The following is a 26,592-nucleotide window of genomic DNA, read 5'->3' on the forward strand; positions in this document are numbered from 1 at the left end:
CTTCAGGATCGGCCAAAACAGATAGCTGCCGAAATCCAGGAACAGCGCCTTCGCGAATGTGCTACCAAATCTGGCATGCGGCAAAGCTCTGCAGCGCTACTGCCAAAGCCGCCTCATGCGAACGGAGACGTCCTCCAGGACTGGCATGGAGGCCAGCACGAGGAGAATGGCCGCGAGAAACAACGTCGCCGCGAAGCCGACATGCTTGAAACCCACAGCGCCGACGACGCCGCCAGCAAAGAACAATGCTGGTCGTCACGCTCTCGCTTTATGCCATCCAGAACGCCCTGCTCAGCCGCAGCGGCGCCGGTCTGCGCTAGGAGGCCCGGATGTCCTCCCCGCGATCAACCACCACCAGCCGGCTTGGCCGCTTCGGCCTCGGGCTGACGGCCATGATGGTGCTGGCTTTCCTCATGGCGCCGCTGATCATCATCGTGCTGTTCTCGTTCAAGAGCAGCGGCGATTTCACCTTTCCCATCACCGGCTGGTCGCTGAAATGGTACAGCGAGTTCTTCTCGATGCAGACCTGGATGGATGCCCTGCGCAACAGCCTGGTTCTGGCTGTCTCGACGACACTTTTGGCGACGCCGCTAGGCACCATGGCCGCGCTCGGCCTCGCGGCGCCTAATCTGCCAGGTCGGCGCACGATCTCCGCCTTGCTGCTGGTGCCGATGATCGCGCCGGTGGTCATCGTCGGCGTCGGCATGTATTTCGTCTTCTCGATGGTCGGCCTGACCGCGACCCTTCCCGGCCTCATCCTCGGCCATACCTCGCTCGCCGTTCCCTTCGTCGTGGTGACCGTCTCGGCCGTTCTCACCGGTCTCGACAGGCGGCTGCTCTGGGCGGCCGCCAGCATGGGGGCGCCACCCTTCCTCACCTTCCGCAAAGTCACGCTTCCGGTCATTCTGCCGGGCATCGCGTCGGGCGCGCTGTTGCCTTCGCCACCTCGCTCGACGAAGTCGTGGTGACGATGTTCCTCGCCGGTCCCGGACAACGCACCTTGCCGCGCGAGATGTTCACCATCGCGCGCGACACGCTGACGCCGACCATCGCGGCTGCTGCCACAGTGCTGATCGCCGCCTCGATCGTTTTGCTGATTGCGTCCACAGCGCTCGGCCGCTCGAATCGATAGCGCCGGCCGTCCCGACGGCTTCTGGCCACGGGTTTGTCGATCAAACGCATGTTGCCCAAAACTGCACAGCGGCTCGGGACAGCGGCTCGGATTGAAACAGGAGCGCAAAAGCGCGTCAGCGGATCGTGGTCTATCGCGTAATAAAGCCTTTCAGGAACGCGGCCAGCGATGGAAGTCGAGTTAATCCTGATCGTCCAGCAAAGCGATGGCATCGAACGGTTGTTCGCGCGGCACCCGGATTTCGGCGCCGATACTTTGAAGGCTGGCAAGGAGTGCCGACACCCTTTCGGGCTCTTCCGGGTTCTGTTTCAGCACGCCGCCGGCAAGTCGGGTCAGCGGGCTATGGAGGAATTGCCGCTAGCGGGCAAAGGTGATGCGGATCGCTCCATAGGGTCCGAAATCGGCAGCGATAGTGTCACTGTGGCGACACTCCACGGGCCGGATGAACGAGCCCGACAGCACGGCCTGTCCGGCGGATATCTGCATGCCGTACTGATGCAGCCGGTTGGCCAGCCAGGCGATGCCCTTCGCCGGATGATCGAGCACCCCGGCGCCGAGCCCGGTCTCTTCGACCTCGCCATTGCGCGACAGGATGGCGCCGATCCAGCGCAGGTCGGCCTCGCGCGGTGCGGCACGACGGCCGCCGACGACGACGCCGGCATTGGCGGCATTGTCGGAGATGGTGTCGAAGAAGGTCCGTATCCTGCCGCTCTCCTTGTTGACGCGCTCGATACGGGTGTCGAGGATCTCCAGCGCCGGCGTGATGTAGTCGGTGGCGTCGAGCACGTCGTCGATCGACACGTCCGGACCGGCCAGCGACGCCTTCATTACGAAGGCGATCTCGGCCTCGATGCGCGGCTGGATGAAGCGGCCGGCTGGAACGGTGCCGCCGTCATCGAAGAACATGTCGTCGAACAGCACACCGGAATCCGGAATGTCGATGGCGAGCGCCGACTGCATCGCCTTGGAGGTCAGGCCGATCTTCCAGCCTTTGATCGTCAGGCCCGAGGCCACTTTTCGTTTCACCAGCGCCGCCTGGACGAGATAGGCGTCATCCATCGTCGCCCCGGGGAAATCAAGGCTGAGCAGCCTGATCTGGCGGCGGTCGCGCTCGGCCTCGAACAGCCTCGCGGCCGCGTCTTCGACCTGTTCTGGCGTCATCATCGGCCGGTCCCTTCGTCGACGACGCCGTTGCTGAGCAAGCCAATACCGTCGGCCTCGACCTCGATCACATCGCCCGGCTTCAGCCAGATTGGCGGGTCGAACCGGGCGCCGGCGCCGGTCGGCGTGCCGGTGACGATGATGTCGCCCGGCGCCAGCGTGGTGAAGGTCGAGATGTAGTTGATGATCTTGCGGAAGGAAAAGATCATGCGGCCGGTGCGGTCCTGCTGGCGAACCTCGCCATTGACGCGCGTGGTCAGCGCGATGTCAGCGATCTGTGCCTCGTCGGTGAACGGCACAAGCCAGGGGCCGATAGAGCCGGTCCGGTCGAAGTTCTTGCCCTGGGTGACATTGAACTTGGCGTGGCGCACCCAGTCGCGGATGGTCCCTTCGTTGCAGAGCGAAAGTGCTGCGATATGGCCCAGCGCATCCGCCTCGGCGATCCTGCGGCCGCCCTTGCCGATGACGATGACGATCTCGCCCTCATAATCGAGCTGCGGCGATTCCCACGGCCGCACGAGGGGCGTGCCATGGCCGACGAAGGAGCGCGGGAAGCGGATGAACAGCGACGGGTTCGAGGGTGCGGCCTGTCCGTCCTTGTACTCCTCGTTGCGGTCCGGATAGTTGACGCCGACGCAGATGATCTTTTCGGGCGAGGGGACGGGTATCTCGTAGGCGATGGCGTCGAGCGGGAAATCGGCGGCGAAAGCGTCCGCCTCTTCCGTCAGCCGTCGCAGTGCGCCGGCCTCTATCACCTCGCGCAAACTCGGCCACTGTGCGTGTCGCGCCGACAGGTCGACGACGCCCTTGTCGGTGATTGCGCCGTAGCGCGTTTTGCCGCCAACGGTGAAGGTGGCGAGACGTGCCGCGCTCATTTGTTTCCCCTGCAGTTAGCCGACGTCACGGCGCGACGATCGGCGAGGCCGCCAGATCGGACTTGCGCGGCTCGACGCCGGCAAAGGTGCTGCCTTCCTCGAACCAGCTCTTCGGCGCCGGTGCGCCCCACAGCGTCTGGCGCTGCGGGTCCTTGAGGTCCCATTTGATCGGCTCTAGGTCGGGATCTACCGTCTGGTAGTCCGAGCAATAGATCTCGATGCGGTGATTGTCGGGATCACGGATATAGAGGAAGAAGGCGTTGGAGATGCCGTGCCGGCCGGGGCCGCGCTCGATGTTCGGCAGCCAGCCGGTGGTGGCCATCAGGTCGAGCAGATCGATGATGTTGAGCGGCGTCGGCACCCAGAAGGCGACGTGGTGCAGGCGTGGGCCAATGCCGTTGGTGAAGGCGATGTCGTGGACACCGCCCTTGCGGTGCGTCCATGCCGCCCAAAGTCTTCCGGTCGCGGCATCCTCCGTGTACTCGGTCACGCGGAAGCCGAGCTCGTTGTAGAACGCCACCGATTCATCGACATTGGGCGAGAAGCAGTTGAAGTGGTCGATGCGCAGCGGCTTGACGCCCTTATACAGCGCATACTTCTGATGGATCGGCGGCAGCCGCTCCATTCTGGAATAGAATTCGAGCGGAATGCCGTGCGGGTCGCGGGTGCGGAAGGTACGCGACTGGTAGGGCCGCTCGACCCATTTCACAGGCAGGCCCCTGGCTTTGAAGAAGTGCTCGGCCTTGTCGAGATCGTCGTCGGAAAACAGCTTGAAGCCGAGGTCGCGGGCTTCCGGCGCGGCACCTTTCCTGAGCACGATGCAATGGTGGCCGCGCTCTTCCATGGCGCGCAGATAGATGGCGTCCTTGGTCTCGTCGGTCACCTGCAGGCCGAGCGTGTCGACATAGAACGCGCGCGACTTACCGAGGTCCGTAACAGCCAGCTCGACGTGGCTGAGCCGCACGATGTTGAATGCCGGGTAGAGATTGGGTGTGGGCAAGGGCATCGTTGGGGTCTCCGGTCAGCCGCCGAGCTTCTGGATGGAATGCGGCGCCGTGGCGAACGCGATGTTCTTGGTTTCCATGTAGAAATCGAACGACCAGTCGCCGCCGTCGCGGCCGATGCCTGAGTTCTTGGCGCCGCCGAACGGCGTCGGCAGGTGGCGCACATTCTCCGAATTGACCCAGATCATGCCGGCGTCGAGCGCGTCGGTGAAGCGGAAGGCGCGGGTGACGTCCGAGGTCCAGAGATAGCCGGTCAGGCCGTATTGCGTGTCGTTGGCCAGCGCCAGCGCCTCGGCCTCGTCCTTGAACGAGATGGCGGTCAGCACGGGTCCGAATATCTCTTCCTGGGCGATGCGCATCTTGTTGGTGGCGCCGACGAACAGCGTCGGGCTGACATAGCAGCCGCCGCCCGGACCGGCGAACTTGCCGCCGCCGGCGGCGACGACAGCGCCTTCCGACTTGCCGATCTCGATATAGGACAGCACCTTTTCCTCATGCGCCGGATGGATCAGTGGGCCAACCACGGTTTCGGGGTCGAGCGGATGGCCTATCCTGATGCGCTTGGCCTTCTCCGCCACCAGCGCGGTGAACTTGTCGTAGATGCTTTCCTCGACCAGCAGGCGTGAGGACGAGGTGCAGCGCTCGCCGTTCAGCGAATAGATCATGAAGACGGCAGCGTCGGCGGCCCGCTCCAGGTCGGCATCGGCAAAGACGATGACCGGGTTCTTGCCGCCGAGCTCGAAATGCACGCGCTTCAGCGTGTCGGCACCCTGCTTCATGATCATCGAGCCGGTGCGGCTTTCGCCGACGAAGCCGATCGCCTTGATGTCGGGGTGTTCGGTCAGCGCTCTGCCGGCGTCCTCGCCAAAGCCGTTGACGAGGTTCCACACGCCCTTCGGCAGGCCGGCCTCCTCGGCGATCTCGACCAATAGCCGTGCCGTCAGCGGCGAGAACTCGGCTGGCTTGTGGACGATCGTACAGCCGGCGGCGAGCGCCGGCGCGATCTTCCAGGTCGACAGCATGAAAGGTGTGTTCCACGGCGTGATCACGCCGACCGGGCCGACCGGCACGCGCGTCGTCATGTTGACCTGGTTCGGTGCGCGGATCGCGTGGCCGTCGCGGGCCTCCGGCGCGCGGTCGGCGTAGAAGCGGAAGTTCTCCGCGCCGCGCAGCGCTGCCTTGGCCATGAACTTCAATGACTGGCCGGTGTCCATGCATTCGACGAAAGCGATTTCCTCGGCCCGCGCGACGATGGCGTCGGCTATTTTGTGCAACTGCTTCTTGCGGGCGTCGCCTGATATCGCCGCCCAGTCGCGGAAGGCAGCCTTCGCCGCTTTGGCGGCGCGGTCGATGTCGGCGGCCTTGCCGCGTGCCACCTTGGCGATCGGCTTCAGGTCGATTGGCGACAGCGTCTCGTATGTCGAGCCGTCGGCGGCCGGCACGGCTTCGCCGCCGATCTGGTTGAGCACGCCAGCGCTTCTGAAGCGCTCGAGATAGGCCTCGGCCTTTCTCAGATTGTCGTCCAATGCCGCCATGATATGGGTTCCTGTCACTTGCCGCCCAGGCGCGGGTGGATGGCATTCTTCTTCCAGCTTAGTTCGGCATCGATCTCGCGGATCTCCAGCGACAGCGCGAAATGCGGCGTCGTGAACAGAGATGCGAGATGATCCGAAACAGTAGTGAAGATCGCCTCGCCGGTGCGTTTCTTTTCCTCGGCGCTGCGGCCCTTGCCGATGCGGAAGTTCATGTCGATGAACCCGTTCTCCGGGAGGCGATCGGCGATCGCGTATGCCTCGGCGCAGAAAGCGCGTACCCTCACCGCGCCATGTTCGAACAGGCCGGTTTCGAGGATGGTGCGAGCGACCAGCGTGCAAAGCGCGCTGATGTCGACCTTGGCGTCGAGATTCGCCGAATATTCGATCGCCATATGTGGCAAGGTTTCCTCCACCTTGTAATTAACATGTGAATTACATCTTGACGGCGGAATGTCAAGTGTCGTTCTCTATGCAGGTACAGCTCCCGATGGTGGGATTGCCGCCCCCGGCAAAATCGCGGATATAGCTGCGATCCGAGCCTCATTGTGTGGTGCGAGTCGTACCGGAATTGGAATTTTTTGGAGACCTGACCTTGCTACCGCCCAGCACCCGCCGCTCCCTGCCCATGGCTCTGCTTCGCGCCCGCGAAGTGATCATGGCGCATTTCCGGCCGATGCTTGCCCGCCACGACATCACAGAGCAGCAATGGCGTGTGCTGCGTGTGCTTGCCGAAGCCGGGCCGCTCGAGGCAACCGAACTTGCCCATCGCGCCTCGATCCTTCCGCCCAGCCTGACCCGTATCATCAAGGCGATGGAGGAACGGCAGTTCATCACCCGCAACAAGGTCAAGGATGACGGTCGCCGGGCGCTGCTCGCAATCAGCCCGGCCGGGCTGGTGCTGATCGAGGATTTGTCGCCCGAGCGCATCGCCATCTACGATGCGATCGAGCAGCGCTACGGCGCCGAACAGCATGAGCACCTGCTCGACCTGCTCGAAAGCCTGATTCAGTCGGAATCATCCGAAAACCAGACCTGACAGCCTCTACCCGCCAAAACTGCCGAGTGCGCTCGGCTGCATGTAGTTGCGGCCGACATAGAGCAGCGCCGCCTCGTCGCTGCCGTGGCGGATGTCGACGACGCGGCCGAACATCACATTGTGCGTGCCAACCTTGTTCACGTCGCCGATCTCGCAATCGAAGCTGACGATGGCGTCGAGCAGCGCCGGCATGCCGGACGGCATGGTCTGCCATCTTGCCGCATTGTAGCGCTCGCTCATGTCGCGGATCGTGCCGGCGAACTTTGCCGCCAGATGGGTGTGTAACTGCGTCAGCACGTTGACGCAGAAACGCTGGTTGGCGAGGAACAGGCCGGTCTGCGCCGAGCGCTCGTTCATGCACACAAGCAGCGTCGGCGGATCGTCGGAAACGCTGCACATGGCGGTCGCAGTGAAGCCGCCGCGGCCGGCCGGACCATCAGTCGTGACGATGTTGACCGGCGCACAGACCCGCGCCATCGCCTCACGGAACTCCAGCCTTGCAACTTGTGGCTCCATGGCCGGGACCTCAGCTTGCGCCAGCCGGCAGCGGCGGCAGCCAGGTGTCGCCGGTCCAGCCCTTTTCGTCGTAGTCGGCCATGCAGGTGTCGACCAGTTCCTCCATCGCCCTCAGGCGCCCGCCGCGCTCAGCGCCCTTCAGCACCTGCAGCCGCACCTCTTCCGGCGCACCGGCATAGTTGAGCTCATAGAGCGCGTGGCGGCCGCCGAACTCGGTGCCGGTCGCATCCCACAGCAGCTTCATGATCTTGATGCGTTCGACATGGCCCATGTCATTGGAGCCGCGCACGTACTGGGCAAGGTACTTGTCGATCTCCGGATTGTCGAAATCCTTTGCCGAGGACGGCAGGTAGATCAGCCCCGAAGCGATGACTCGGCGCACCGTATCGATAACGCGCGGATAGGCCTCCGACATGAAAGTGCGATAGGCGAGCGCCGCTTCGAGATTGGGCAGCACGGCGCCGTTCGCCCATGGGATCGGGTTGTGCGCCATGGCGTTGGAAAAGCTCCAGAACATGTGGCGCAGCGCAATTACTTCGCCGAGGGCCGCCTGGTTGCCGCGGAAGGCATCCCCGCCCGTCGCGCGCAGCGCCTTCGCCAGCAGGCCTGCGAGGAAGTCGAGCTTGACAGCGAAGCGCGTGCAGCCCTGAAAACAATAGCCGTGCATGAAGCCCGACGCTGGGTGGAAGGAGAGGATCTTCTGCGCATCGCGCAGCACCAGCACGTCCTCCCAGGGGATGAAGACATTGTCCAGCACCAGGATCGCATCGTTCTCGTCGAAACGAGACGACAGCGGATAGTCGAAGGGATGGCCGACCGTGTTGGCCGTCTGCTCGTAAGAGACGCGGCAGAACATCTTTATCCCCGGCGCGTTCATAGGCACGATGAACATCACCGACAATGACGGGTCCTCGGTGACCGTCGCCGAGCTCTGCGCCAGGAAATTGTAATGGGTGAGCGCTGACGACGTCGCCACCACCTTGGCGCCGGACACCCAGATGCCGGCGTCGTTCTCCTTCGTGATGTGCACGAACACGTCCTTCACCTGCTCGGCCGGCTTGTGGCGGTCGATCGGCGGGTTGACGATGGCATGGTTCATGAACAGGGCCGCTTCCTGGGCGCGTTTGTGCCAGGCGAGTGCATTGTCCCTGAACGGGCCGTACCACTCGGCATTGGCGCCGAGCGTGTTCATAAGTGCTGCCTTGTAATCGGGCGTGCGCCCCATCCAGCCGTAGGACATGCGCGACCAGTCGGCGATGGCGGTCTGCTGTGCGGCGAGATCCGCGGCGGAATGGGCGACGCGGAAATATTTGTGCGTGTAGCCGCCAGAACCGGTGTCGGTCGGCGAGGTCAGCACCGCCTGCCGCGCCGGACCGTGCAAGGCATCGTAGAGGCGGGCCAGCGAGCGCGCCGAGTTGCGCATCGCCGGATGGGTGGTGACGTCGGCAATCCGCTCGCCATTGATATAGACCTCGCGCCCGTCGCGCAGGCTCTGCAAATATTCGGCACCGGTAAACGGCCGTTTCGTGTCGGCCCGGAAATCTTCCGATCGCATCATGATCCTCCTTTAACGCGTCAACTGTAGCGATCGTCGTGACAAAGGTTTATGGACGAAAGTATAGAACCACTTGGATTTTTTCGCCGTGATGAGCCAGACTGCCATTCCCGAATTCTTCGTCTACGGCGAACCGGCGCGTGCGCTCGACGTCGGATTCCTGCATGTCGAGACTGTTCTTGCACGTGCGTCCGTGCATCGCGGCCAGGTTCTCGCGCACAAGCACCCGCAAATGGCGCAGATCACCTTCTGGACCGGCGGCAGCGGCATTTATCGGATCGAAGACGAGACCTGGAGTTTTTCGGCGCCGACGGTGAGCTTCATGCCGAGCGGCGTGGTACACGGATTCAGCATCGAGACGGGCGCCGACGCCGTCGTTGTCTCGGTCGCCGATGCTGCCCTTGCGGCGATCGCTGAGCAGTCCGCGCTGCCGCTCGACCAGCCGGTCTTCGTCACCGGACGCGGTGAAACGGCCCTCTGGGAAAGGTTGGGTGATACGGTTACGATGATCCAGGCGGAATATGCCGACAGGTTGCCCGGTATGGAGAAAATCCTGCCGCCGCTGATCGCCGTGGCATTGTCGGGCATCGCCCGCCTCGATGCGCAGTCGCATGCTGTCGCGGTGCCGGCGACGGTGGCGCTGGGCGGCCGGCTGCGGCGTCTGATCGACCGGCATTTTCGCGACGACTGGCCGGTCGAGCGCTATGTCGCCGCGCTCGGCACCACGCGCCATCTGCTCGACAAGGCAGCGCGGCAGGTGCTCGGCGCGGGCGTACGCCAGGCGGTTGGTGAGCGGCGGCTGGTCGAGGCCAAGCGCCTGCTGCTGTTCACCGTGCGCCCGGTCGAGGACATCGCCTATGAGACCGGGTTCAACGACCCGGCTTATTTCTCGCGCTTCTTCCGCGCCGCCGTCGGCCTCTCGCCGGCGGCGTGGCGACGCCTGCGGCTCGGTCAGGACTGAGCGTCACCGTCGCTCAGGCGGCTGCCGTCAGTCCGGCGTCGAGAGCCTCGGCGATCTTTGCCACATCGGCGGACGAGATCACCAGCGGCGGCGACAGGATGATGGTGTTGCCGGAGACGCGCAGCATGACGCCGGCCTTGTAGGCGGCCTCTGCGGCGGCATTCATCGTCTTCTTGTCGGTCGGCTTCTTGGCGGCACGGTCGGAAACCAGTTCGAGCGCCGCCATCAGCCCTTGGTAGCGCACATCGCCGACCAGAGCGTGCTTCGTCTTCAGCGCTTCCAGCGCATTGCCGAGTTCGACACCGCGCGCCGCCGCATTCTCGTTGACGGCAAGCCGCTTGGTCTCGGCGAGTGTGGCCAGCCCCGCCGCGCAGCCGACCGGATGGCCGGAATAGGTGTAGCCGTGCCCGATCGAGCCGAAGCTGGTCTTGTCGGCCTCGAAGACGTCGGCAACCTTGGCGCTGATCAGCGTGGCGCCGAGCGGGAAGTAGCCTGAGGTGATCGCCTTGGCGATGCTCATGAAATCCGGCTTCACTCCGGAGAGCCGCGAGCCCGACCAGGCGCCGGTGCGACCGAAGCCGGTCACCACCTCGTCGGCGATGAGCAGGATGTCGTGACGGTCGCAGATCGCCCGCACCATCGGCATGAAGCTCTCATGCGGAACGATCACACCGCCGGCGCCGAGCACCGGCTCCATGATGAAGGCCGCGATGGTGTCGGCGCCCTGGAAGGCGATCTCGTCTTCGATCGCCCGCGCGCAGAGTTTCGCCAGCTTCGCCGGGCCGGTCTCGTCGAATGGGTTGCGGTAGGTCCAAGGCGCTGGCGTGTGGAAAACGCCGGGCATCAGCGGCTCGTAGTTGCGGCGGAAATTGGCGTTGCCGTTGACCGAGGCGCCGCCGAAATGCGTGCCGTGATAGCCCTTCTTCAGCGCCAGGAACTTCGTCCGGTCGCCCTGGCCCCTGATCTTCCAGTATTGCCGCGACAGCCGCAGTGCCGTCTCGACCGAGTCCGAGCCGCCGGAGGTGAAGAAGGTCCGTACCATGCCCTCGGGAGCGAACCAGTCGCACAGCTCATAGGCAAGCTCGATCGACGGTCCGGTCGAGGTGCCGCGAAAGCCGGAATAATAGGGCAGGGCGTCGAGTTGTGCTGCGATCGCCTTCTTGATCGGATCGCAGCTGTAGCCGAGGTTGACGTTCCACAGGCCCCCGACTGCATCGAGGACGGTGCGGCCTTCGGCATCGGTGACCGAGACGCCTTCGCCCTTCATGATGATCTTTGGCGGCGTCGCGCGCATCTCGGCCGGATGCGCCATCGGATGCCAGATCGGCTTGGCGTTGTTCTCGGTGAGGAAGTTGATGTCGCGCATCGGTGGGAACTCCGTTTCTTGAATTCTTAGGCCGCAACGCCGAAATGGCCGAGCGCCTCTGCATAGCCTTGCCCCGGTTGGGCGACGTCGAAATGCACGGCCAGCATGCCGGCGGCGACCGCGCCGTCGACGTTACGCTTCTGGTCGTCGACGAAGACGCAAGCCGCGGGCGGCAAGTGCAGTGCTTCGCTCACCATCGCATAAGCGCGCGGATCGGGCTTCAGGATATGCGTGTAGGTGGCGTCGATGATGGTCTCGAACAGCGACAGCAGCGGCAGGCGCTCGCGAAAGCTGTTGCCGTAGAACAAGTCGAGCTCGTTGGAGAGGATGGCGAGCCGGATGCCAGCTTCATGCGCCACACGGATCGCTCGTTCCGCCTCTGGCCGCACCACCGCTTGCGGGTCGGCGCCGCGCGCCCGCTGCACGAAAGTCGACATGTCGTCCCAGTCCTCGCCGACGAGACGGCCGACTTCACGCGTGCGCGTCTTCCAGTAGTCGCGCTCGCTGATCTCGTCGGCTTGCATGGAACGCCACAGCGGGTCGGATTCCGAATCGAACGGCCCGCGCCAGCCGAGCGTGCCGGGCGTCAAGTCCAACGCGCGTTCGGTCAGCGCGTGCGTCTCGAACAGCGTGCGGGTGACGACGCCGCCGAAGTCAAGCACCAGCGCCTTTGGCAATGGCCCGCTCATGCAGCTTGTGTTCCTTCCGGCGCGCCCAGCGGCACAATGCCTTCGGCGACCCAGCGGTCGAAGATCTCCAGCGCCTTGGCGCTGAAGGCGGCGTCGTTGATGTGCCCTGATATCTCGTGCAACTCGGCATTGCCGGGCACGCTCGAGCGCATCTCCTCGACAAAGGCCGACAGCGCCTCCGGTTCGTGCAGCGGCTCGCCCTCCTGGTCCCATTGCTGGATGCCGCCTGCCGGCAGGATGAAGGCGGTCGGCCCGGTTGCGGCGGCGAGCTTCTCGCCGATGGCGCGCGCGATCTCCTTGCGGGTTTCGCCGTCTGATGTCACCGAGGCGAGCAGGCGGTTGTGCGCATGGTACGGCCGTTCGAAGAAACGGGCAGGCACTGCTTGCCAGGTCGGAAAATCCACCATGTCGACGGCGCCAGGTGCCACGATCTGAGGGATGCCTTGCCGACCGGCATTTTCCAGCCGGTCGGAGCCCGAATTCACCACCGAGCCGGTCAGCTGGTTGGCGAGTTCCTGCAGGCTGAAATCCATCACCGCGACGAAGCCGCGCTGCGCGGCGATCGCCTCCAGCGCCCGGCCGCCCATGCCGGTGGTGTGGAAGACGATGACTTCATAGCCGCGCTTCTCCAGCTCCGGCTTCAGCGTCACCATATAGTGCAGGCAGCTTTTTCCCAGCGAACTCATGCCTATCCTGGGCCGCGTCGCGTCCGGCTTAACGACGGCGCGCGCGGCACCCACCACCGCTCCGCAGGCCTGCGACAGCACCGCCTTGCAGGCACTGTTGAGGCCATAGAGACCGCCCGCCCACAGGATCATCATCAGGTCTGTGGCGATCCGTTCTGGTGGCAGCAGATGTGAATAGGCAATGGTCGAGATGACGAATTTCGGCACGCCGAGCGGCAGCGCCAGCGCGACGTCAAGCGCAAGGTCGGTGCCCATCGAGCCACCGAGCGCGATGAAACCGTGGATTTCGCCCTTGTCGCAGAGTGCGCGGGCAAGCCGCGAGGCGCCGAGCGCCATCAGCGTCATCGCCGAATTCTCGTCGCCGCTGGCGATGATCGCCTCGATGGTCGTGTCGGCAGCTTGAGCCACCGCATGCTTGTCATGCGCCGGCTGGTAGGGCGGATCGCCGAGCACGCTCACATCCATCATCACGGCGACACCGCCGACCGCCTCGATGCGCTCGCGCATGAAGAGCAATTCGTCGGCCTTGGTGTCACCGGTGCCTATAACCAGGATTCGGCGTGTCTCCTCCACAGTCAATCTCCTTGCAGGGGTATTTGTTGTCATGCTCGCTTGAGGCCCGGCTGGCCCTGCCGTCCGAAAAGCCGCTCGCTGATAACGCGCGCAGCCGCCGCCACACTGGCGCCATAGCGCTCGATCTCGCCCTTCTGGACCCGCACCTTAGGCGCCGCGACGGCGATGATGCCAATGGCAAAACCGTCGGCGCCGAGGATCGGCGCCGCGACGCTGAGCACGCCCTCCTCGAAGCCTTGCGAGCCGGTCGAGTGCCCGCGCGCGCGGGCGGCGGCGACATGCTCGGCAAGTGTTTTCGCGTCGCGTATTGTGTGGGGCGTGAAGGCCGGCAGCGGTCCGGCCAGAACAGCGTCTCGGATACGCTCTTCCGTGAACGCCAGGAACGCAATGCCAGAAGCCGTCGCATGCATCGGCAGCACCTCGCCGAGTTGCACGCTGACGCGATTGGCCCTGGTCGATTCGACGACATGGACTGTGATCAGGCCGCGCTTCGAATATTCCGACAGGTGCACCGTCTCATCGGTTTCCGCCGCCAGCGCCTCGACCACCGGCACCGCCATGCGCAGGAAGGGGAACTGGGCTTCGCGCATCAGCGCCAGCCGCGCGACACCGGCGCCCAGCCGGTAAAGACGCGTGGCTTCATCCTGCTCGACCAGCCCATGCGCTATCAGGGAGACCAGCAGCCGGCGCGTTGTTGCCTTGTCATGGCCGGCGCGCCGGGCGAGGTCAGCCAACGCCGTCTCGGGCTCGCCGCGACCGAGCATTTCCAGGAGCGTGATGGCCTTGCTCACCGTACCCATGCGTATCTGATCCTCCATCTGATACTTAACGTGCGAATTAACTTGACAGGAAGCCGGTTCCTTTGCAAGTCTATATTCGAAATGTCGTTGCAAATAATGAAACGACAAGGCGGCCCGAAACAGGGCCTCGACATTTCAGGGACACTTGGCTTCCGCAGCGCGGAATTGGAGGGAAAGATGACGACAATTGAAGCCGGCGAAGCGAACCGGCTGAGGAAGAACAGCCTTGGCGTTGGCGCCATCACCTTCATGGTGATCTCGGCAGCGGCGCCTCTGACGGCTGTGGCTGGCGGCACGCCGCTCGGCATGCTGATGGGCAATGGCGCGGGCTTTGCCGGCACCTATCTGATCGTGACGCTGCTGCTGCTGTTGTTCGCGGTCGGCTATGTCGCCATGTCGCGCCATGTCGGCAATGCAGGCGCCTTCTATGCGTATGCGGCGCGCGGGCTCGGCGGTCTCGCCGGCGGCGCCACGGCGCTGATCGCAATCCTGTCCTACAATGCCATGCAGATCGGCGTCATGGGCCTTCTCGGTGCCGCGACCGCCGGGCTGTTCGCCGGCTGGGGCATCAACTTGCCCTGGTGGGCGTGGAGTTTCGTCGCCATCGCCATCGTCGCCGTGCTCGGCTACAGGCAGGTCGACCTGTCGGCCAAGATCCTGACCGTTCTGGTGCTTGCCGAATACGTCGTGGTGCTGATCCTCGACATGGCGATCGTCAAGACCGGAGGCGATAGTGGACTGTCAGCGGCGCCGTTCAGTTGGAGCCAGATCACCAGCGGCGCGCCGGCGATCGCCATCCTGTTCTGCTTTGCCGCGTTCATCGGCTTCGAGGCAACGACGATCTATGCCGAGGAGGCGCGCGACCCCAAGGTCACCATTCCGCGGGCGACATATTTCTCCGTCATCCTGATCGGCGTCTTCTACATGGTCACCGCATGGCTGATGGCGGTCGGTGCCGGCGTTGACAAGCTGCTGCCGGCGCTGCAGGGGCTTCAGGATCCGACCACGTTCCTGTTCGGCCTGTCCGACCGCTACGCCGGAACGATGCTCTCGCACGCCATGAGCATCCTGTTCGTGTCGAGCCTGTTTGCCGGCGTACTGGCGTTCCACAATGCGGTCGCCCGCTACATCTATGTTTCCGGCCGCGAGAAGCTCCTGCCGCGGACCATCGGCGTGACCCATTCGACGCACCAGAGCCCGCATGTCGCCTCGGTCATCCAGAGCGTGCTTGCCGCTGTCGTCGTCGGGCTCTTCGCCGTGCTTGGCCTTGACCCGGTGCTGGCGCTGTTTTCGTGGCTGACCAACGTTGCCACTCTCGGCGTCATCGTGATGATGGCGGTGGCCTCGCTCGCCGTCGTGATGTTCTTCCGTGCCAACCCGTCCAGTCAGGAGAACGCGGTGAAGACCACAATCCTGCCGGGGCTGACCTTCATCGCCTTCGTCATCATCATCTACCTGATCGTCATCAATTTCGGCGGCCTGTCCGGTGCTGGCGGGTTCCTCGGCGTGTTCCTGCCGGCGCTGGTGCTGATCGCGGCCGTGGTTGGCCTTGTGCTGGCGAGCGCGTTGAAGAGCCGGGATCCGGTGGCCTTCGCCGAGCTTGGACAGCCTTTGAAGGACTGAGATCAAGAGGGGCGGCGCATGACGCCGCCCCCTTCTTCACCCTAGGGGAGTAGCGGCGTTGAGCTTTGCCGAGAGCATCACCGTTGAGGCGCTGGAAGCCGATCCGTATCCGATCTATGCTGAACTGAGGCGCAACGCGCCGGTCGCTTTCGTGCCGGCGGTCAACCTCTGGTTCGTCACCCGCTGGAAGGATGTCGAAACGGTCGCGAAGTCGCCCGACATCTTCTCCGCGGTTGTCGGGACATCCCCGGTCGAACGCTCCTTCGGCAAGCCGACCATCCTGACCACCGACGGAGACGTCCACAAGGATCTGCGCCAGGGCGTCGACCCGAAATACCGGCCGCGCACCGTCGCTTCCTATGCCGGGGATCTCGTGCGCTCGATCGCCGGACCCTATCTCGACCGGATCGCCGAGCAGGGTGCGGCGGAACTGATGGCCGAGTATTTCGAGCCGGTGTCGACGCTCAGCCTGGCGCGCTCGCTCGGGCTGGCCGACATCGACATGCCGACCTTGCGGCGCTGGTTCTATGGCCTTGCCCAGGGCGCCATCAATTTCGAGAACGATCCGAAGCGCCAGGAAATCGCCGATGCGATCAGCGCCGAGGTTGGCGCCGCCATCCTGCCGACGCTGGAGAGGCTTGTCCACGCGCCTGACGACTCCGCCCTGTCGCACATACTGCATGACGGCATGCCGCAGGGTGCGACCCGCGCCATCGACTTCGTGATGCCGAGCATCAAGGTCATCCTGCTCGGTGGCATGCAGGAGCCCGGCCATGGCGCCGGCTCCATACTTGCCGGCCTGCTTTCGCATCCCGAGCAGATGCGGCAGGTGCTGGACGATCTGGAAACCTTGGTGCCGAAGGCGGTCGACGAGGGTTTGCGATGGGTCGCGCCGATCGGCACGCAGACGCGCCAGACGACGCGCGCGGTCGAGCTCGGCGGCGTGACCATCCCGGCGGGCGCGCCAGTCGCCGCGCTCGTCTCCTCGGCCAGCCGCGACGAAATCCGGTTCTCCGATCCCGACCGTTTCGACATCCTTCGTGATGAAGGCAACCACGCTGCCTTCGGCTTTGGCCATCACTTCTGTTCGGGTCGGTTTTTTGCGCGCGAGCAGATGTGCCTCGCGGTAAGGCTTCTGCTGGAACGGTTTCCGGATCTGCGGCTGGTGCCAGGCAAGGAACCGGTGTTCCGGGGCTGGGAATTTCGCGCGCCAACCACCCTGCATGTCGCCTTCGGAGCCGGTACCCAATGATCAACCAGAACACCATCGATATGCTGCGCAAGGCCGAGGTCGGTGTGCGAAACCTCTTCATCGATGGTGCGCAGACCGCAGGTGCAAGTGGCGCCACGCTGCCCGTGATCTCGCCGATCGATGGCCGCCCGTTCGCCAGCATCGCCGACGGCAACGCCGTCGATGTCGATCGCGCCGTGGCGTCGGCGCGCAAGGCGTTTGAGAAGGGCTCGTGGTCGCGCGCCGCCCCCGCCTTCCGCAAGAAGATTCTGACGAAGTTAGCCGAGCTGGTCGAAAAGCATGTCGATGAACTGGCGGTGCTTGGCGTCCGCGACAACGGCACCGAGATCGGCATGGCCTACAAGGCCGAGCCGTTATCGGCCGCGGGCACCATCCGCTACTACGCGGAGGCTATCGACAAGGTCTATGGCGAGATCGCGCCGACGGCCGAGAATGTGCTCGGGCTGATCCACAAGGAGCCGCTCGGCGTTGTCGGCGTCATCGTACCCTGGAATTTCCCATTGATGATCGGCGCCTGGAAGATCGCGCCGGCGCTGGCTGCCGGCAATTCCATCGTCGTCAAGCCGCCCGAGGTCGCTTCGCTGACGCTTCTGCGGCTGGCTGAGCTCGCTGCCGAAGCCGGGCTTCCCGCCGGTGTGTTTAACGTCGTTACCGGCCGTGGCGCGGTTGCCGGCGAGGCGCTCGGCCTGCACATGGATGTCAACGCCATAGCCTTCACCGGCTCGGGGCCGGTCGGCCGGCATCTGCTTGAGTATGCGGCGCGTTCCAATCTGAAGCGCGTCTTCCTCGAACTCGGCGGCAAGTCGCCCAACATCGTCTTTGCCGACGCCCCGGACCTGAAACAGGCCGCAATCGTCTCGGCCAACGGCATTTTTCGCAATTCCGGCCAGGTCTGCGTTGCCGGCTCGCGCCTGCTCGTCCAGGCGTCGGTCTACGACCGCTTCATGGACGAGCTCCTCGCAGCGACCACGCGGCTGAAGGTCGGCGATCCGCTCAATCTGACGAGCGACGTCGGTGCGGTATCAAGCGCCGAGCAGCTGGACAAGAATCTCGGCTTCGTCGAACGGGCGACAGCTGAAGGCGCCCGTCTGGTCACCGGCGGCGGACGGATCCTGGCCGAAACCGGCGGCAGCTACATGGCGCCGACGATCTTCGAGAACGTGACGCAAGAGATGCAACTCGCCCGCGAGGAGGTGTTTGGGCCGGTGCTCGGCGTGATGCGCTTCGAGACCGAGGAAGAGGCGGTGCGGCTTGCCAATTCGACGGTCTATGGCCTTGCCTCGGCGGTGTGGACCGCCAACCTCTCCACGGCGCATCGTATGGTGCGCAACATCAATGCCGGCGTCGTCCACGTCAACACCTATGGCGGCGCCGACATCACCGTGCCGCTCGGCGGCGTCAAGCAGTCCGGCTTCGGTCGCGACAAGTCGATGCATGCGCTGGACAAATACACCGATCTCAAAACGGCCTGGATTTCTCTCGGCTGACCGTTTCTCGCTAAGCGCTGCCGAGGATGAAATCGGCACAGCGGTCGGCGATCATGATCACCGGCGCGTTGGTGTTGCCACTGATGAGCCTGGGCATGACCGAGGCATCGCAGATCCGCAGGCGCGGCACGCCGCGGACGCGCAACCGCGGATCGACCACGGCACTGTCGTCATTGCCCATCCGGCAGGTTCCCGATGGGTGGTAGACCGTCTTGGCGTGTTCGAGGATGTGGCCGACGATCGCCTGGTCAGGAAGATCCGCGGCCGCGCCCGGCGAAAGCTCCTCCGCCACCATGGCCTGCAGCGCCGGCTGGCGCAGGATGGTGCGGGCGATCTTCATGCCGGCCAGCAGCAAGGCGAGATCGTCCGGATCGGACAGGAAGCCGGTGGTGAAGCGGATCGGATCGGCCGCATCGCGCGAGCGCAGCCTGACCGTGCCGCGCGACTTCGGCCTGAGCACACAAGGATTGATCTCCATGCCGTGCCGCTCGATCGAGCCGTGTTCGGCGCTCTCGATCATCACCGGCAGGACGTGGAACTGGATATCGGGACGGCCATCGCCATCGGCGTCGAAGAAGCCGCCGCTCTCGACCACATTCGAGGTGAGCAGGCCGGTGCGGAACATGAGGTACTGCAGGCCGTGGCGCAGCGCCCGCAGGCCACGGTCCTCACCAAGCAGCGAGATCGGCTGGCGCGTCAGCGCATAGACGGGAGCCGCGACGTGATCCTGCAGGTCGCGGCCGACCGCGGGCATGTCGCGGATGACGGGAATGCCCAGCGCGGTCAGATGTTCGGCTGGCCCCAGTCCCGACAGCATCATCAGCTTCGGCGTCGCCAGCGCGCCTGATGTGAGGATCACTTCGGCTTCCGCCGTCGCTGTATGGGTCTGTCCGTCCGATGTGGTGTAGGCGAGGCCGCTTGCCGCACCGTTTTCCAATGTCACGCCGGTGACAAGCGCATCGGTGACGACGGTGAGGTTGGCATTGCCTGCCAACGGCTTCAGGAACACCTTTGCCGCCGATTGTCTTTCGCCATTCGCGGTCGTCGTCTGGTAAAAGCCGACGCCTTCCTGCCTGTCCCCGTTGAAGTCGTCATTGAAGGGATAGCCGGCCTGTTGCGCGGCCCTGACATAGGCCAGAGACAGCGGATGGCGATGGCGGGGATCGGAGACGGGCAGCGGTCCGGTGGTGCCGTGGCGATCGCCGGCCAGCCGCTCGTTGCGCTCCAGCCGCCTGAACACCGGCAGCACCTCGTCCCAGCCCCAGCCGGGACAGCCAAGGTCGCGCCAGTCATCATAGTCCTGCGGCTGGCCCCTGACATAGAGCATGGCATTGATCGACGACCCGCCGCCCAGCGTGCGGCCCTGCGGCACCGGTAGCCGGCGGCCGCCGACGCTGGGTTCGGGATCGGATTCGTAGATCCAGCTGCGCGCCGTGCCGATCACCTTGGCGAAGGTGGCGGGCATGTCGATGAAGCGCGAATTGTCGGCCGGCCCGGCTTCGACGATCAACACGCGCTTGCCGGTATTGACCAAGCGGTTGGCCAGCGTGCAGCCGGCCGAGCCGGCGCCGGCGATGATGTAGTCGTACGCAGCGTTCATGGCGTCAGGCGTAGCGCATGATGACGGTCTTGGTCTCGAGATAGCCGTCGATCGCCGCGCGGCCGTGTTCGCGGCCGATGCCGGACTGCTTGAAGCCGCCGAAGGGTGCCGCAGGGTCCAGCGTGTTATGCGAATTGACCCACACCGTGCCGGCCTTGAGGCCGTGGACGGCGGTCATCGCCTTGCCCATGTCGCGGGTCCAGATCGAGGCCGACAGGCCATAGCGCGTGTCGTTGGCGATATGGATCGCCTCGTCGAGATCGGCGACCGGCATCGCCGCTACCACCGGACCGAACACCTCCTCACGCGCGATCTCCATGTCGGGCCTGATATTGTGCAGGATGGTCGGCGCGACATAATGGCCCCTGGCCGGTACCGACCGCGCGCCGCTGACGCGTTCGCCGCCGGCCGCCAGGCTGCGCTCGACAAAGCCCTCGACGCTCCTTCGATGCTTGGCCGAGACCAGTGGGTTGATCTGGGCTTCGGCATCGCGGCCGGCGCCCAGTGTCATGCCATCGGCGATCTCGGCCAGCCGCGCCAGCGTGCGGTCATAGATAGACTTTTCGATCAGCAGCCGCGAGGCCGAGGTGCAGACCTGGCCCTGGTTGAAAAACATGCCGAGCCCGGCGACCAGGGGCTCAATACCTTCTTCCATGTCGGCAAGCAGGATCATCGGCGATTTCGACCCGAGCTCCAGCGTGAAGCGGGCGACGCGGTCGACGGCCGCGTGGCCGACGCGCTTTCCCACTTCCGTCGAACCGGTGAAGGTCAATTTGTCGATGCCGGGATGACGGATCAGCGCCTCGCCGGTGACGCTGCCGCTGCCGGTCACGATGTTGATGACGCCGGGCGGGAAGCCTGACGCCTTGATCAGTTCTGCGAGCCTGAGCAGGCCGAGCGGCGTCTCCTGCGGCGGCTTCAACACCACGGTGCAGCCGCAGGCGAGCGCCGGCGCGATCTTCCACATGCCGATCAGCAACGGGAAATTCCACGGCACGATGGCGCCGACGACGCCGACCGGTTCCATTATGGTCATCGCTTGATGCCTGGCGCCAGGCGGCACCGGAATGGACACCTGGAAGGTCGAGCCCTCGATCTTGGTCGCCCACCCGGCATAATAGCGCAGCCAGTCGACGCTGCCGCCGGCGCTAAGCATGCGGGCGACACCTAGCGACTTGCCGTTCTCGATGCTTTCGATCTCGGCCAAGAGATCGGCATCGGCCTCGATGGCGTCGGCGAGCTTCAGCATCAGGTTCTGGCGGTCGACCGGCCGCATTGAGGCCCACGGGCCTTCAAGGGCTGCACGCGCAGCACGCACCGCCTGGTCGACCAGTTCGGGACCGCTCTCGGGCACATGCGCGACGATCTCGCCGGAGGCGGAATCATCGACAGCGAGGCCATTTCCCGCCAAGCCGTCAACAAAGCGTCCATTGATGAAGGGCCGGTGCGGACGCGCCAGGAAAGCGGCGGCAGCAGTGCTGATCGGCGGCACGGTTCTCTCGTTCACGCCATCCTCCTCGATTGCTGGTGAACACGTTGCATCAGGGTTATGGAGCGTGTCGGCTGGCTTCAAGCGGCTGATGGTGCCAGTGCACGCTCAGTCAAAACAAAGTTCCCGCTTGGACAAGACGCCCCGCAGTCGACTGGCCTAGACCAAAGTCGCATCGAGCAGCGTGTTTTGCGCAGGCTTCCCGGTTGTCAAAGAGGTGTCGACGATTGAGTGCGTTGCTGGGCAATCCGATGGTCACCACTGCTGCGCTGCCACTCGCGCTCGGCACGGTGATGGCGCTGTTGGCAAGGGTCGCACTGCCGGGATCAGTGCTTTCTCTGCTGTGGGCCGCTTTGATTTTGTTCTTCTATTGGGACACGCTCGGGCCGCCTGTGGTGCCGCCGGTCGCCGCCAGCCAGAAGCTGATCTATCTCGCCTCTGGCGGCATCGTCGTGGGCCTGTTGCCCGAACGCCTGTTGAGCGCTGCCGTTGCGGGCAAGCTTGTCGCCGCCGCGCTTGCGGTAGCCTTGCTGTGGCTTGGCTGGCGCCGCCTGGCCGGCGGTTCACTCGACCTGCAGATGGTCGCCGCCCTCATCGCCGGCCTGTTGGCGATCGTCGGCGCCGCGATGCTGCTGTCGGCGCGGTCCTCGCCATCGTCGTCCGCCGAAGCGCCGTTCCTGGTGCCGGCGGCGATGCTCGCTTTTTGCCTGGCCGGCGCCATCATCTCGGTGCTTGGCGCCTCGATCGTCACCGGGCAATTGCTGGGATCGCTTGCCGCGCTCGCCGGCGGCTGGTGTCTTGTCCAGTACATCACAGTGCTGCGCGGAGGCTCCGCCGTTGCCTGGAGCAAGGGCACTGAACTGCTGCTTATCTACGCCGCAGCCACCGTGCAGATCCAGGTCGCGCTGCTGGCGCCGAAGGCTAATCCGGTCGCGCTGGTGCTTTCATCCTTGCCGCTGATCGTGGCCATGCTGATGCCCGGTCCGCTGCGGGGCCTTGTTCCCGGCGTCCGGCCGTTGCGGCCGCCGATTGCCGGTCTGCTGATCGCCACACCGGCGATATTGGCCATCCTGACGGCGATCCTATGGGCGCCGCATGGAGCCGCCCTCGGCTTTTCCTGAGCCAAAGAACGACAACCAACAATGGGGAGAGTTACGTGACGATGAGAAAACTGACGGCCGCGTTGGCCTTTGCCTCGGTGTGCGCATTCGCATCGGCAGCACATGCCGACACTTACGAGATCGACGGCCAGCACGCCTGGATCACCTTCACCATAAAACACGGCATCTACGGCATCGCGCATGGCCAGTTCGATGCGGTGAAGGGCGCCATCGTGATGGACAAGGCCGATCCATCGAAAAGCAGCGTCAAGGCCGAGATCGATGTCGGCTCGGTGCACACCGCCTATGACCAGCGCGACAGCGATTTGAAAGGCCCCGACTTCTTCAACGCCGCCGAATTCCCGGCGATCTCCTTCGAAAGCACCAAGGTAGAGAAGGTCAGCGACAAGACCGGCAAGGTCACCGGCAATCTCACCATCAGCGGTGTGTCCAAAGAGATCACCCTCGACGTGACGCTGATCAACGAGGCGCCGGCGCCGTGGGATGCGACGCTGACCAAGGCGGCGTTCAGCGCCACAGGCAAGGTCAGTACGGCCGACTTCCCGATGGCCAAGGCCGCGGCCGGCTTCGGCCTTGGCCCGGATGTCGACATCGTCATGGATTTGGAAGCGGTGAAAAAGTAATCCGGCGAGCGAGTGCCGCGCGCAAGGTCGCGCGGCACTTCATCGGACAGGGCGCAAAGTGCGCACTCAGTCAAAACAAAGTTCTCGCTCGGACAAGACGCAGATTGGCCCGTGCCGCATTATTCCCAGCGAAGATCGGCACATAGCCGGCGCGCTTACCAATCGGGATGGAACAATGCGATTTTCGGGAAAGACGGCTTTCATTACCGGCGGCGGCACCGGGATCGGCGCGGCGGTGGCCAGGCGCATGGCGGCCGACGGCGCCAAGGTGGTCCTGATGGGCCGGCGGCGCGAGCCGCTGGAAGCTGTGACCAAGGATATTGGCGGTCTGGTGGTGCAGGGCGATGCCGCCGATCCGAAGGCGGTGCGTGCGGCGCTTGCCGAAGTGCATGAAAAAATCGGACCTGTCGACATCCTCGTCGCCAATGCCGGCGGCCATGGTGTCGGCCCGACGATTTCGATGAGCGACGAAACCTGGAGCCTGGCGACGCGCACCAATCTCGACACCGCTTTCGTCTGCGCCCGCGAATGCCTGCCGGACCTGATCGCGCGGAAGGGCAACATCGTCGTCGTTGCCTCGATCGCCGGCCTGTTTGCCGGCCCGGACGCCGCCGGCTACGTCACCATGAAGCATGCCTGCATCGGCTTCGGCAAATCGCTGGCGCGCGACTATGGCCGCAAGGGCGTGCGCACCAACATCATCTGCCCGGGTTGGGTCTCGACCGACATGGCCGACGAACAGATGGCGGTGATCGTCGAGAAGCACGGACTTGGCTCGATCGACGATGCCTACCGGCTGGTGACCAGGGACGTCCCGCTCGGCCGGCCGGCGACACCGGAAGAGGTTTCCAACGTCGTCTGCTTCGTCGCTTCGAGCGAGGCGGCCATGATGAACGGTTCGATCCTGACCGTCGATGGCGGCGCCACCGTCGTCGACCTGCCGACATTAGCTTTTGTCGATTGATTGGGGGAGTGCGATGAACGACCAGAACAGGCCGGCGGACTGGAAGCATTTCGACGATTTCGCCGCCGGCATCGCCACCAACCGGCTGGCGACGACATCAGCGTTGCGCGGCCAGACCTTCAAGATCACGCTCGACACGGGGCGCACAATCGACCTTGCCTTCACGTCGCCCGACACGGTGGCGTGGAGCGAGGGCAGCGAGGCCGGCGCGGACTGGTACGAGGCGCTCGAAGTCGCCGCCAACGTGTTCTTCATCAACATGACTTTCGCCGCCCGGCCGACCGAGGATGAGGCCTACATCGTCAACACAAGCACGCGCCGGGTGCTGTCGGTGCGCGAACGGGTGCGTGAAGCAGGCGAAGCGCCCGGCGAGCCGCGCGTCGCGCAGACCTGGTCGGCCGGCGTGCTCGGGGATCCCAGCAACGCGCCGACCGGTATCAAGCCGGCGCCGACCCGGGACCTGATCGGGCTCACCGCGCACTACACATACAGCCCCAACCACGTCTACGAGCACATCTATCTAAGCTCCGAGCGCTATGCCTGGCAGAACCTCGTCGGCATCCAGCGTGGCCATGGCGACGTCGACCTGGCGACCACCTGGAAGTTTGCCGACAACCAATATGTGTTCGGCTTCCGCGAGTTCATCATCCCGGTCGCCTCGCTGTTCTTCTACAATTGGGACGTCATGCGCTCGACCGGGAAATTCCTCGGCGTGACCAGCCTGGGCAAGGTCGAGAACAAGCCGGCCGGCGCTCACATCGAGAAGAAATCCAGAACCGTCTACGACGAAGGCAAGGCGCCGGTCTGACCGCGCGGGAGAACGCGATGAACAAGAACTACGAAGCGATCAAGGCCCATTACGCCGGTTCCGATGCCAAGGACCTATCTGCGATGATGGCGCCAATCACCAGCCGCACCGCCTGGACCGAAATGGCGGGCTTCCCCTATGCCGGCACCTATGTCGGCCCCGACGCCATCATAGCGGGGGTCTTCAAGCGCATCGGCGAGGAGTGGGACGGCTACACGCTGAAGCTCGAAAGACTGGTCGACGGCGGCGCCACCATCGTCGGCATCGGCACCTATTCGGGCACCTACAGGAAGACCGGCAAGCAAATGTCGGCGCGCGTCGTCCATGTCTGGGAGATGGACGACGGTAAAGCCGTGAGTTTCGAGCAGTTCACCGATACCAGGCTGGTCGCGGCAGCGACGGTCTGAGGCATGCGGGCGGGCGCCGATGCGTCCGGCCGATGAAACAACCTGGGAGGATGCAATGGGAAACAATCTGAAGGCAATGCTGGCGGGCCTGGTGCTGTCGACCGCACTTGCGGCCGGCGGCACAGGAGTCGCGAATGCCGCCGGCGACGAGATCGTCATCGGCGCTCCGATCTCCTTGACCGGGCCGCTGGCCGGCGACGGCAAGGAGCAGAAATGGGCCTATGAGCAAGCGGTGGCCGACATCAACAAGGCCGGCGGCATCATGCTCAAGTCGGCCGGCAAGAAGCTGCCGGTGCGCCTCGTCGTCGCCGACGACGAAAGCTCGGAAGGCAAGGTCGCCTCGGCGCTGGAAAACCTCATCAAGGTGCAGAAGGTCGACGCGCTGCTATCGACCCATTCCGGGCCGATGAACATCGCCGGTGCCATCGTCGCCGAGAAATACAAGAAGTTCTACATGATCACGACGGCGTTCCCGTTCGAGTGGCAGCCGTTGAAGCTCAAATACTCGGCCCTCTTCTTCTTCCACCCGGGGCCGGGCGCCGAGGTGCCATTCGAGATCTGGAACAAGCTGCCGGCCAATGAGAAGCCGAAGAACCCGGCACTTGTCACCGAGGATTCGCCCGACGGCAAGGGCTTTGGCGGCGCCTTCGAGGCGGCGGCCAAGAAATATGGCTACACTTTCGCGGTCGACGATCCCTGGGCGATCGGGGCCACCGACTATTCGGCGCTGATCACCAAGCTCAAGGCCGCCAATGTCGACGCCATGCTGGTGTTCGGCTCGCCGGCCGACACGGTGACGCTGCTGCGCCAGATGAAGGAGCTCGGCTTCTCCGTGCCTTATCTGCATGGCTGGAAGGGCACCTGGACGGGCGAGTTCCACGAAGCGCTCGGAGCGGATTCGGACTACATCATGACCGACGGTTTCTGGTCGTCGAGCTATCCCTATCGCGGCGCCAAGGAACTCGGCGATCGCTACGAGGCCGAATTCAAGAAGGACTCCGTCACAGTCGGCGCCTTCTACGCTAATGCGCAGGTGCTGGCGCAGGCGATCGAAAAGGCGGGAACCACCGATGCCGCCGCGCTGCATGACGCGGTCTTCAACCAGGAATTCAAGGACACCGTCGTCGGCGATCTCAAATTCGACCAGACCGGCTTTGCGCTGATCCCCAGCGTTGCCACGCAATGGTGGCAAGGCAAGCACCAGCTGATCTTCCCGAATGGCAACTGGACCTACAAGCCGGCGCCGGCCTGGGACAAGCGCTGAGCGGCGAGGGCACGGGCTCCGACGTTGCCGCCTGCCCTTCTCCCCGTCCTACTCGGGGAGAAGGC

26 protein-coding genes are annotated in these 26,592 nt (G+C 64.5%); 13 read left to right on the forward strand and 13 right to left on the reverse strand.

From position 1 onward, the window contains the following. Window positions 1–329 precede the first annotated feature (329 nt). Window positions 330–968, forward strand: coding sequence for an ABC transporter permease (locus NKH93_RS01705; RefSeq protein ID WP_352817977.1), 639 nt, complete (start codon window positions 330–332; stop codon window positions 966–968). Then, window positions 965–1,132 (forward strand): ABC transporter permease subunit, encoded by a 168-nt coding sequence (locus tag NKH93_RS01710; protein ID WP_352817974.1) that lies wholly within the window; start codon window positions 965–967, stop codon window positions 1,130–1,132. The genes NKH93_RS01705 and NKH93_RS01710 overlap by 4 nt, the downstream gene beginning before the upstream one ends. 357 nt (window positions 1,133–1,489) lie before the next feature. Here NKH93_RS01710 and hpaH read toward each other — a convergent pair whose 3' ends face one another. From hpaH to NKH93_RS01735, 5 genes are read right to left on the reverse strand one after another with little or no spacing between them, the layout of a single operon-like run. Then, window positions 1,490–2,296 carry a 2-oxo-hept-4-ene-1,7-dioate hydratase gene (hpaH, locus tag NKH93_RS01715; RefSeq protein WP_352817970.1) on the reverse strand — a complete coding sequence of 269 codons (807 nt, stop codon included), beginning with the start codon at window positions 2,294–2,296 and terminating at the stop codon, window positions 1,490–1,492. Beyond that, the gene (locus NKH93_RS01720; RefSeq protein WP_352817968.1) at window positions 2,293–3,168 is read right to left on the reverse strand and encodes a fumarylacetoacetate hydrolase family protein; all 876 of its coding nucleotides are present in this window, start codon (window positions 3,166–3,168) and stop codon (window positions 2,293–2,295) included. The genes hpaH and NKH93_RS01720 overlap by 4 nt, the downstream gene beginning before the upstream one ends. A 25-nt stretch (window positions 3,169–3,193) precedes the next feature. Continuing rightward, the gene (gene hpaD, locus NKH93_RS01725) at window positions 3,194–4,174 is read right to left on the reverse strand and encodes a 3,4-dihydroxyphenylacetate 2,3-dioxygenase (protein ID WP_352469637.1); all 981 of its coding nucleotides are present in this window, start codon (window positions 4,172–4,174) and stop codon (window positions 3,194–3,196) included. 15 nt (window positions 4,175–4,189) lie between these two features. Further along, the gene (gene hpaE, locus NKH93_RS01730; RefSeq protein ID WP_352767526.1) at window positions 4,190–5,707 is read right to left on the reverse strand and encodes a 5-carboxymethyl-2-hydroxymuconate semialdehyde dehydrogenase; all 1,518 of its coding nucleotides are present in this window, start codon (window positions 5,705–5,707) and stop codon (window positions 4,190–4,192) included. Window positions 5,708–5,721: 14 nt separating this feature from the next. Then, window positions 5,722–6,108 carry a 5-carboxymethyl-2-hydroxymuconate Delta-isomerase gene (locus NKH93_RS01735; RefSeq protein ID WP_352817966.1) on the reverse strand — a complete coding sequence of 129 codons (387 nt, stop codon included), beginning with the start codon at window positions 6,106–6,108 and terminating at the stop codon, window positions 5,722–5,724. A 224-nt stretch (window positions 6,109–6,332) separates the two neighbouring features. On the opposite strand from NKH93_RS01735, the gene hpaR reads away from it, so the two are divergent. Further along, window positions 6,333–6,743 (forward strand): homoprotocatechuate degradation operon regulator HpaR, encoded by a 411-nt coding sequence (gene hpaR / locus NKH93_RS01740; protein ID WP_352818422.1) that lies wholly within the window; start codon window positions 6,333–6,335, stop codon window positions 6,741–6,743. Window positions 6,744–6,749: 6 nt separating this feature from the next. On the opposite strand, the gene NKH93_RS01745 is transcribed toward hpaR, so the two are convergent. Both NKH93_RS01745 and NKH93_RS01750 read right to left on the reverse strand, forming a co-directional pair. Then, the gene (locus tag NKH93_RS01745; RefSeq protein ID WP_352469640.1) at window positions 6,750–7,259 is read right to left on the reverse strand and encodes a flavin reductase; all 510 of its coding nucleotides are present in this window, start codon (window positions 7,257–7,259) and stop codon (window positions 6,750–6,752) included. A 10-nt stretch (window positions 7,260–7,269) separates the two neighbouring features. Continuing rightward, window positions 7,270–8,814, reverse strand: a complete 1,545-nt coding sequence (locus NKH93_RS01750; RefSeq protein WP_352918366.1) for a 4-hydroxyphenylacetate 3-hydroxylase N-terminal domain-containing protein — start codon at window positions 8,812–8,814, stop codon at window positions 7,270–7,272. Window positions 8,815–8,905: 91 nt separating this feature from the next. Between NKH93_RS01750 and NKH93_RS01755 the strand changes: the two genes are divergently transcribed. Beyond that, window positions 8,906–9,775 carry a helix-turn-helix domain-containing protein gene (locus tag NKH93_RS01755; RefSeq protein WP_352817963.1) on the forward strand — a complete coding sequence of 290 codons (870 nt, stop codon included), beginning with the start codon at window positions 8,906–8,908 and terminating at the stop codon, window positions 9,773–9,775. A 13-nt stretch (window positions 9,776–9,788) separates the two neighbouring features. Here the strand turns inward: NKH93_RS01755 and NKH93_RS01760 are convergent, their stop codons facing one another. Genes NKH93_RS01760 through NKH93_RS01775 form a run of 4 tightly spaced genes read right to left on the reverse strand, consistent with a single transcriptional unit; the run spans window position 9,789 to window position 13,889 of the window. After that, on the reverse strand, window positions 9,789–11,141 hold the full coding sequence (locus tag NKH93_RS01760; protein ID WP_352817961.1) for an aminotransferase class III-fold pyridoxal phosphate-dependent enzyme: 1,353 nt from the start codon (window positions 11,139–11,141) through the stop codon (window positions 9,789–9,791). Window positions 11,142–11,167: 26 nt separating this feature from the next. After that, window positions 11,168–11,818, reverse strand: coding sequence for an HAD family hydrolase (locus tag NKH93_RS01765; RefSeq protein WP_352818419.1), 651 nt, complete (start codon window positions 11,816–11,818; stop codon window positions 11,168–11,170). 8 nt (window positions 11,819–11,826) lie between these two features. Beyond that, entirely contained in the window at window positions 11,827–13,122 is a 1,296-nt protein-coding gene (locus NKH93_RS01770; RefSeq protein WP_352685375.1) for a Tm-1-like ATP-binding domain-containing protein, read from the reverse strand. Next, on the reverse strand, window positions 13,119–13,889 hold the full coding sequence (locus tag NKH93_RS01775; protein ID WP_352817958.1) for an IclR family transcriptional regulator: 771 nt from the start codon (window positions 13,887–13,889) through the stop codon (window positions 13,119–13,121). Before NKH93_RS01775 ends, NKH93_RS01770 begins: the two co-directional genes overlap by 4 nt. A 177-nt stretch (window positions 13,890–14,066) precedes the next feature. Between NKH93_RS01775 and NKH93_RS01780 the strand changes: the two genes are divergently transcribed. The 3 genes from NKH93_RS01780 to NKH93_RS01790 are packed head-to-tail and all read left to right on the forward strand — an operon-like array spanning window position 14,067 to window position 18,251. After that, window positions 14,067–15,512 (forward strand): APC family permease, encoded by a 1,446-nt coding sequence (locus NKH93_RS01780; RefSeq protein WP_352469646.1) that lies wholly within the window; start codon window positions 14,067–14,069, stop codon window positions 15,510–15,512. A gap of 58 nt (window positions 15,513–15,570) precedes the next feature. Beyond that, window positions 15,571–16,764: a cytochrome P450 gene (locus NKH93_RS01785; protein ID WP_352469647.1), complete on the forward strand. Its 1,194-nt coding sequence runs from the start codon at window positions 15,571–15,573 to the stop codon at window positions 16,762–16,764. Further along, the gene (locus tag NKH93_RS01790) at window positions 16,761–18,251 is read left to right on the forward strand and encodes an aldehyde dehydrogenase (RefSeq protein WP_352817956.1); all 1,491 of its coding nucleotides are present in this window, start codon (window positions 16,761–16,763) and stop codon (window positions 18,249–18,251) included. The genes NKH93_RS01785 and NKH93_RS01790 overlap by 4 nt, the downstream gene beginning before the upstream one ends. A 10-nt stretch (window positions 18,252–18,261) precedes the next feature. Here NKH93_RS01790 and NKH93_RS01795 read toward each other — a convergent pair whose 3' ends face one another. Both NKH93_RS01795 and NKH93_RS01800 read right to left on the reverse strand, forming a co-directional pair. Continuing rightward, window positions 18,262–19,851, reverse strand: a complete 1,590-nt coding sequence (locus tag NKH93_RS01795) for a GMC family oxidoreductase (RefSeq protein ID WP_352767508.1) — start codon at window positions 19,849–19,851, stop codon at window positions 18,262–18,264. Window positions 19,852–19,855: 4 nt separating this feature from the next. Continuing rightward, window positions 19,856–21,358: an aldehyde dehydrogenase family protein gene (locus NKH93_RS01800; RefSeq protein WP_352817953.1), complete on the reverse strand. Its 1,503-nt coding sequence runs from the start codon at window positions 21,356–21,358 to the stop codon at window positions 19,856–19,858. A gap of 209 nt (window positions 21,359–21,567) precedes the next feature. Between NKH93_RS01800 and NKH93_RS01805 the strand changes: the two genes are divergently transcribed. From NKH93_RS01805 to NKH93_RS01830, 6 genes are all read left to right on the forward strand, one after another. Continuing rightward, window positions 21,568–22,461 (forward strand): hypothetical protein, encoded by an 894-nt coding sequence (locus NKH93_RS01805; RefSeq protein ID WP_352469651.1) that lies wholly within the window; start codon window positions 21,568–21,570, stop codon window positions 22,459–22,461. A 41-nt stretch (window positions 22,462–22,502) separates the two neighbouring features. Next, window positions 22,503–23,084 carry a YceI family protein gene (locus tag NKH93_RS01810; RefSeq protein ID WP_352539477.1) on the forward strand — a complete coding sequence of 194 codons (582 nt, stop codon included), beginning with the start codon at window positions 22,503–22,505 and terminating at the stop codon, window positions 23,082–23,084. Between the two features lie 175 nt (window positions 23,085–23,259). Next, on the forward strand, window positions 23,260–24,048 hold the full coding sequence (locus tag NKH93_RS01815) for an SDR family NAD(P)-dependent oxidoreductase (RefSeq protein WP_352469653.1): 789 nt from the start codon (window positions 23,260–23,262) through the stop codon (window positions 24,046–24,048). Window positions 24,049–24,061: 13 nt separating this feature from the next. Beyond that, window positions 24,062–24,856, forward strand: coding sequence for a MoaF C-terminal domain-containing protein (locus tag NKH93_RS01820; RefSeq protein WP_352469654.1), 795 nt, complete (start codon window positions 24,062–24,064; stop codon window positions 24,854–24,856). A 17-nt stretch (window positions 24,857–24,873) separates the two neighbouring features. Beyond that, on the forward strand, window positions 24,874–25,263 hold the full coding sequence (locus NKH93_RS01825) for a nuclear transport factor 2 family protein (protein WP_352469655.1): 390 nt from the start codon (window positions 24,874–24,876) through the stop codon (window positions 25,261–25,263). A 55-nt stretch (window positions 25,264–25,318) separates the two neighbouring features. Continuing rightward, window positions 25,319–26,527, forward strand: a complete 1,209-nt coding sequence (locus tag NKH93_RS01830) for an amino acid ABC transporter substrate-binding protein (RefSeq protein WP_352539272.1) — start codon at window positions 25,319–25,321, stop codon at window positions 26,525–26,527. The last annotated feature ends 65 nt before the right edge of the window (window positions 26,528–26,592 follow it).

Origin of the sequence: Mesorhizobium sp. M0954, from assembly GCF_040319155.1 — a bacterium.
Classification (GTDB): domain Bacteria; phylum Pseudomonadota; class Alphaproteobacteria; order Rhizobiales; family Rhizobiaceae; genus Mesorhizobium.

Bases quoted from the DNA above. Each gene is read 5' to 3' on its own strand.
- NKH93_RS01775 (WP_352817958.1), bottom strand. From the start codon at position 13,889: ATGGGTACGGTGAGCAAGGCCATCACGCTCCTGGAAATGCTCGGTCGC.
- NKH93_RS01795 (WP_352767508.1), bottom strand. From the start codon at position 19,851: ATGAACGCTGCGTACGACTACATCATCGCCGGCGCCGGCTCGGCCGGC.
- NKH93_RS01760 (WP_352817961.1), bottom strand. From the start codon at position 11,141: ATGCGCGACATCAACTTCCTCACCGAGAACAACGCCAAGCCGATCTGG.
- hpaH (WP_352817970.1), bottom strand. From the start codon at position 2,296: ATGATGACGCCAGAACAGGTCGAAGACGCGGCCGCGAGGCTGTTCGAG.
- NKH93_RS01770 (WP_352685375.1), bottom strand. From the start codon at position 13,122: ATGACAACAAATACCCCTGCAAGGAGATTGACTGTGGAGGAGACACGC.
- NKH93_RS01810 (WP_352539477.1), top strand. From the start codon at position 22,503: ATGAGAAAACTGACGGCCGCGTTGGCCTTTGCCTCGGTGTGCGCATTC.
- NKH93_RS01755 (WP_352817963.1), top strand. From the start codon at position 8,906: ATGAGCCAGACTGCCATTCCCGAATTCTTCGTCTACGGCGAACCGGCG.
- NKH93_RS01815 (WP_352469653.1), top strand. From the start codon at position 23,260: ATGCGATTTTCGGGAAAGACGGCTTTCATTACCGGCGGCGGCACCGGG.
- NKH93_RS01825 (WP_352469655.1), top strand. From the start codon at position 24,874: ATGAACAAGAACTACGAAGCGATCAAGGCCCATTACGCCGGTTCCGAT.
- NKH93_RS01830 (WP_352539272.1), top strand. From the start codon at position 25,319: ATGGGAAACAATCTGAAGGCAATGCTGGCGGGCCTGGTGCTGTCGACC.
- NKH93_RS01790 (WP_352817956.1), top strand. From the start codon at position 16,761: ATGATCAACCAGAACACCATCGATATGCTGCGCAAGGCCGAGGTCGGT.
- NKH93_RS01720 (WP_352817968.1), bottom strand. From the start codon at position 3,168: ATGAGCGCGGCACGTCTCGCCACCTTCACCGTTGGCGGCAAAACGCGC.
- NKH93_RS01780 (WP_352469646.1), top strand. From the start codon at position 14,067: ATGACGACAATTGAAGCCGGCGAAGCGAACCGGCTGAGGAAGAACAGC.
- NKH93_RS01820 (WP_352469654.1), top strand. From the start codon at position 24,062: ATGAACGACCAGAACAGGCCGGCGGACTGGAAGCATTTCGACGATTTC.
- NKH93_RS01705 (WP_352817977.1), top strand. From the start codon at position 330: ATGTCCTCCCCGCGATCAACCACCACCAGCCGGCTTGGCCGCTTCGGC.
- hpaR (WP_352818422.1), top strand. From the start codon at position 6,333: ATGGCTCTGCTTCGCGCCCGCGAAGTGATCATGGCGCATTTCCGGCCG.
- NKH93_RS01745 (WP_352469640.1), bottom strand. From the start codon at position 7,259: ATGGAGCCACAAGTTGCAAGGCTGGAGTTCCGTGAGGCGATGGCGCGG.
- NKH93_RS01750 (WP_352918366.1), bottom strand. From the start codon at position 8,814: ATGCGATCGGAAGATTTCCGGGCCGACACGAAACGGCCGTTTACCGGT.
- hpaD (WP_352469637.1), bottom strand. From the start codon at position 4,174: ATGCCCTTGCCCACACCCAATCTCTACCCGGCATTCAACATCGTGCGG.
- hpaE (WP_352767526.1), bottom strand. From the start codon at position 5,707: ATGGCGGCATTGGACGACAATCTGAGAAAGGCCGAGGCCTATCTCGAG.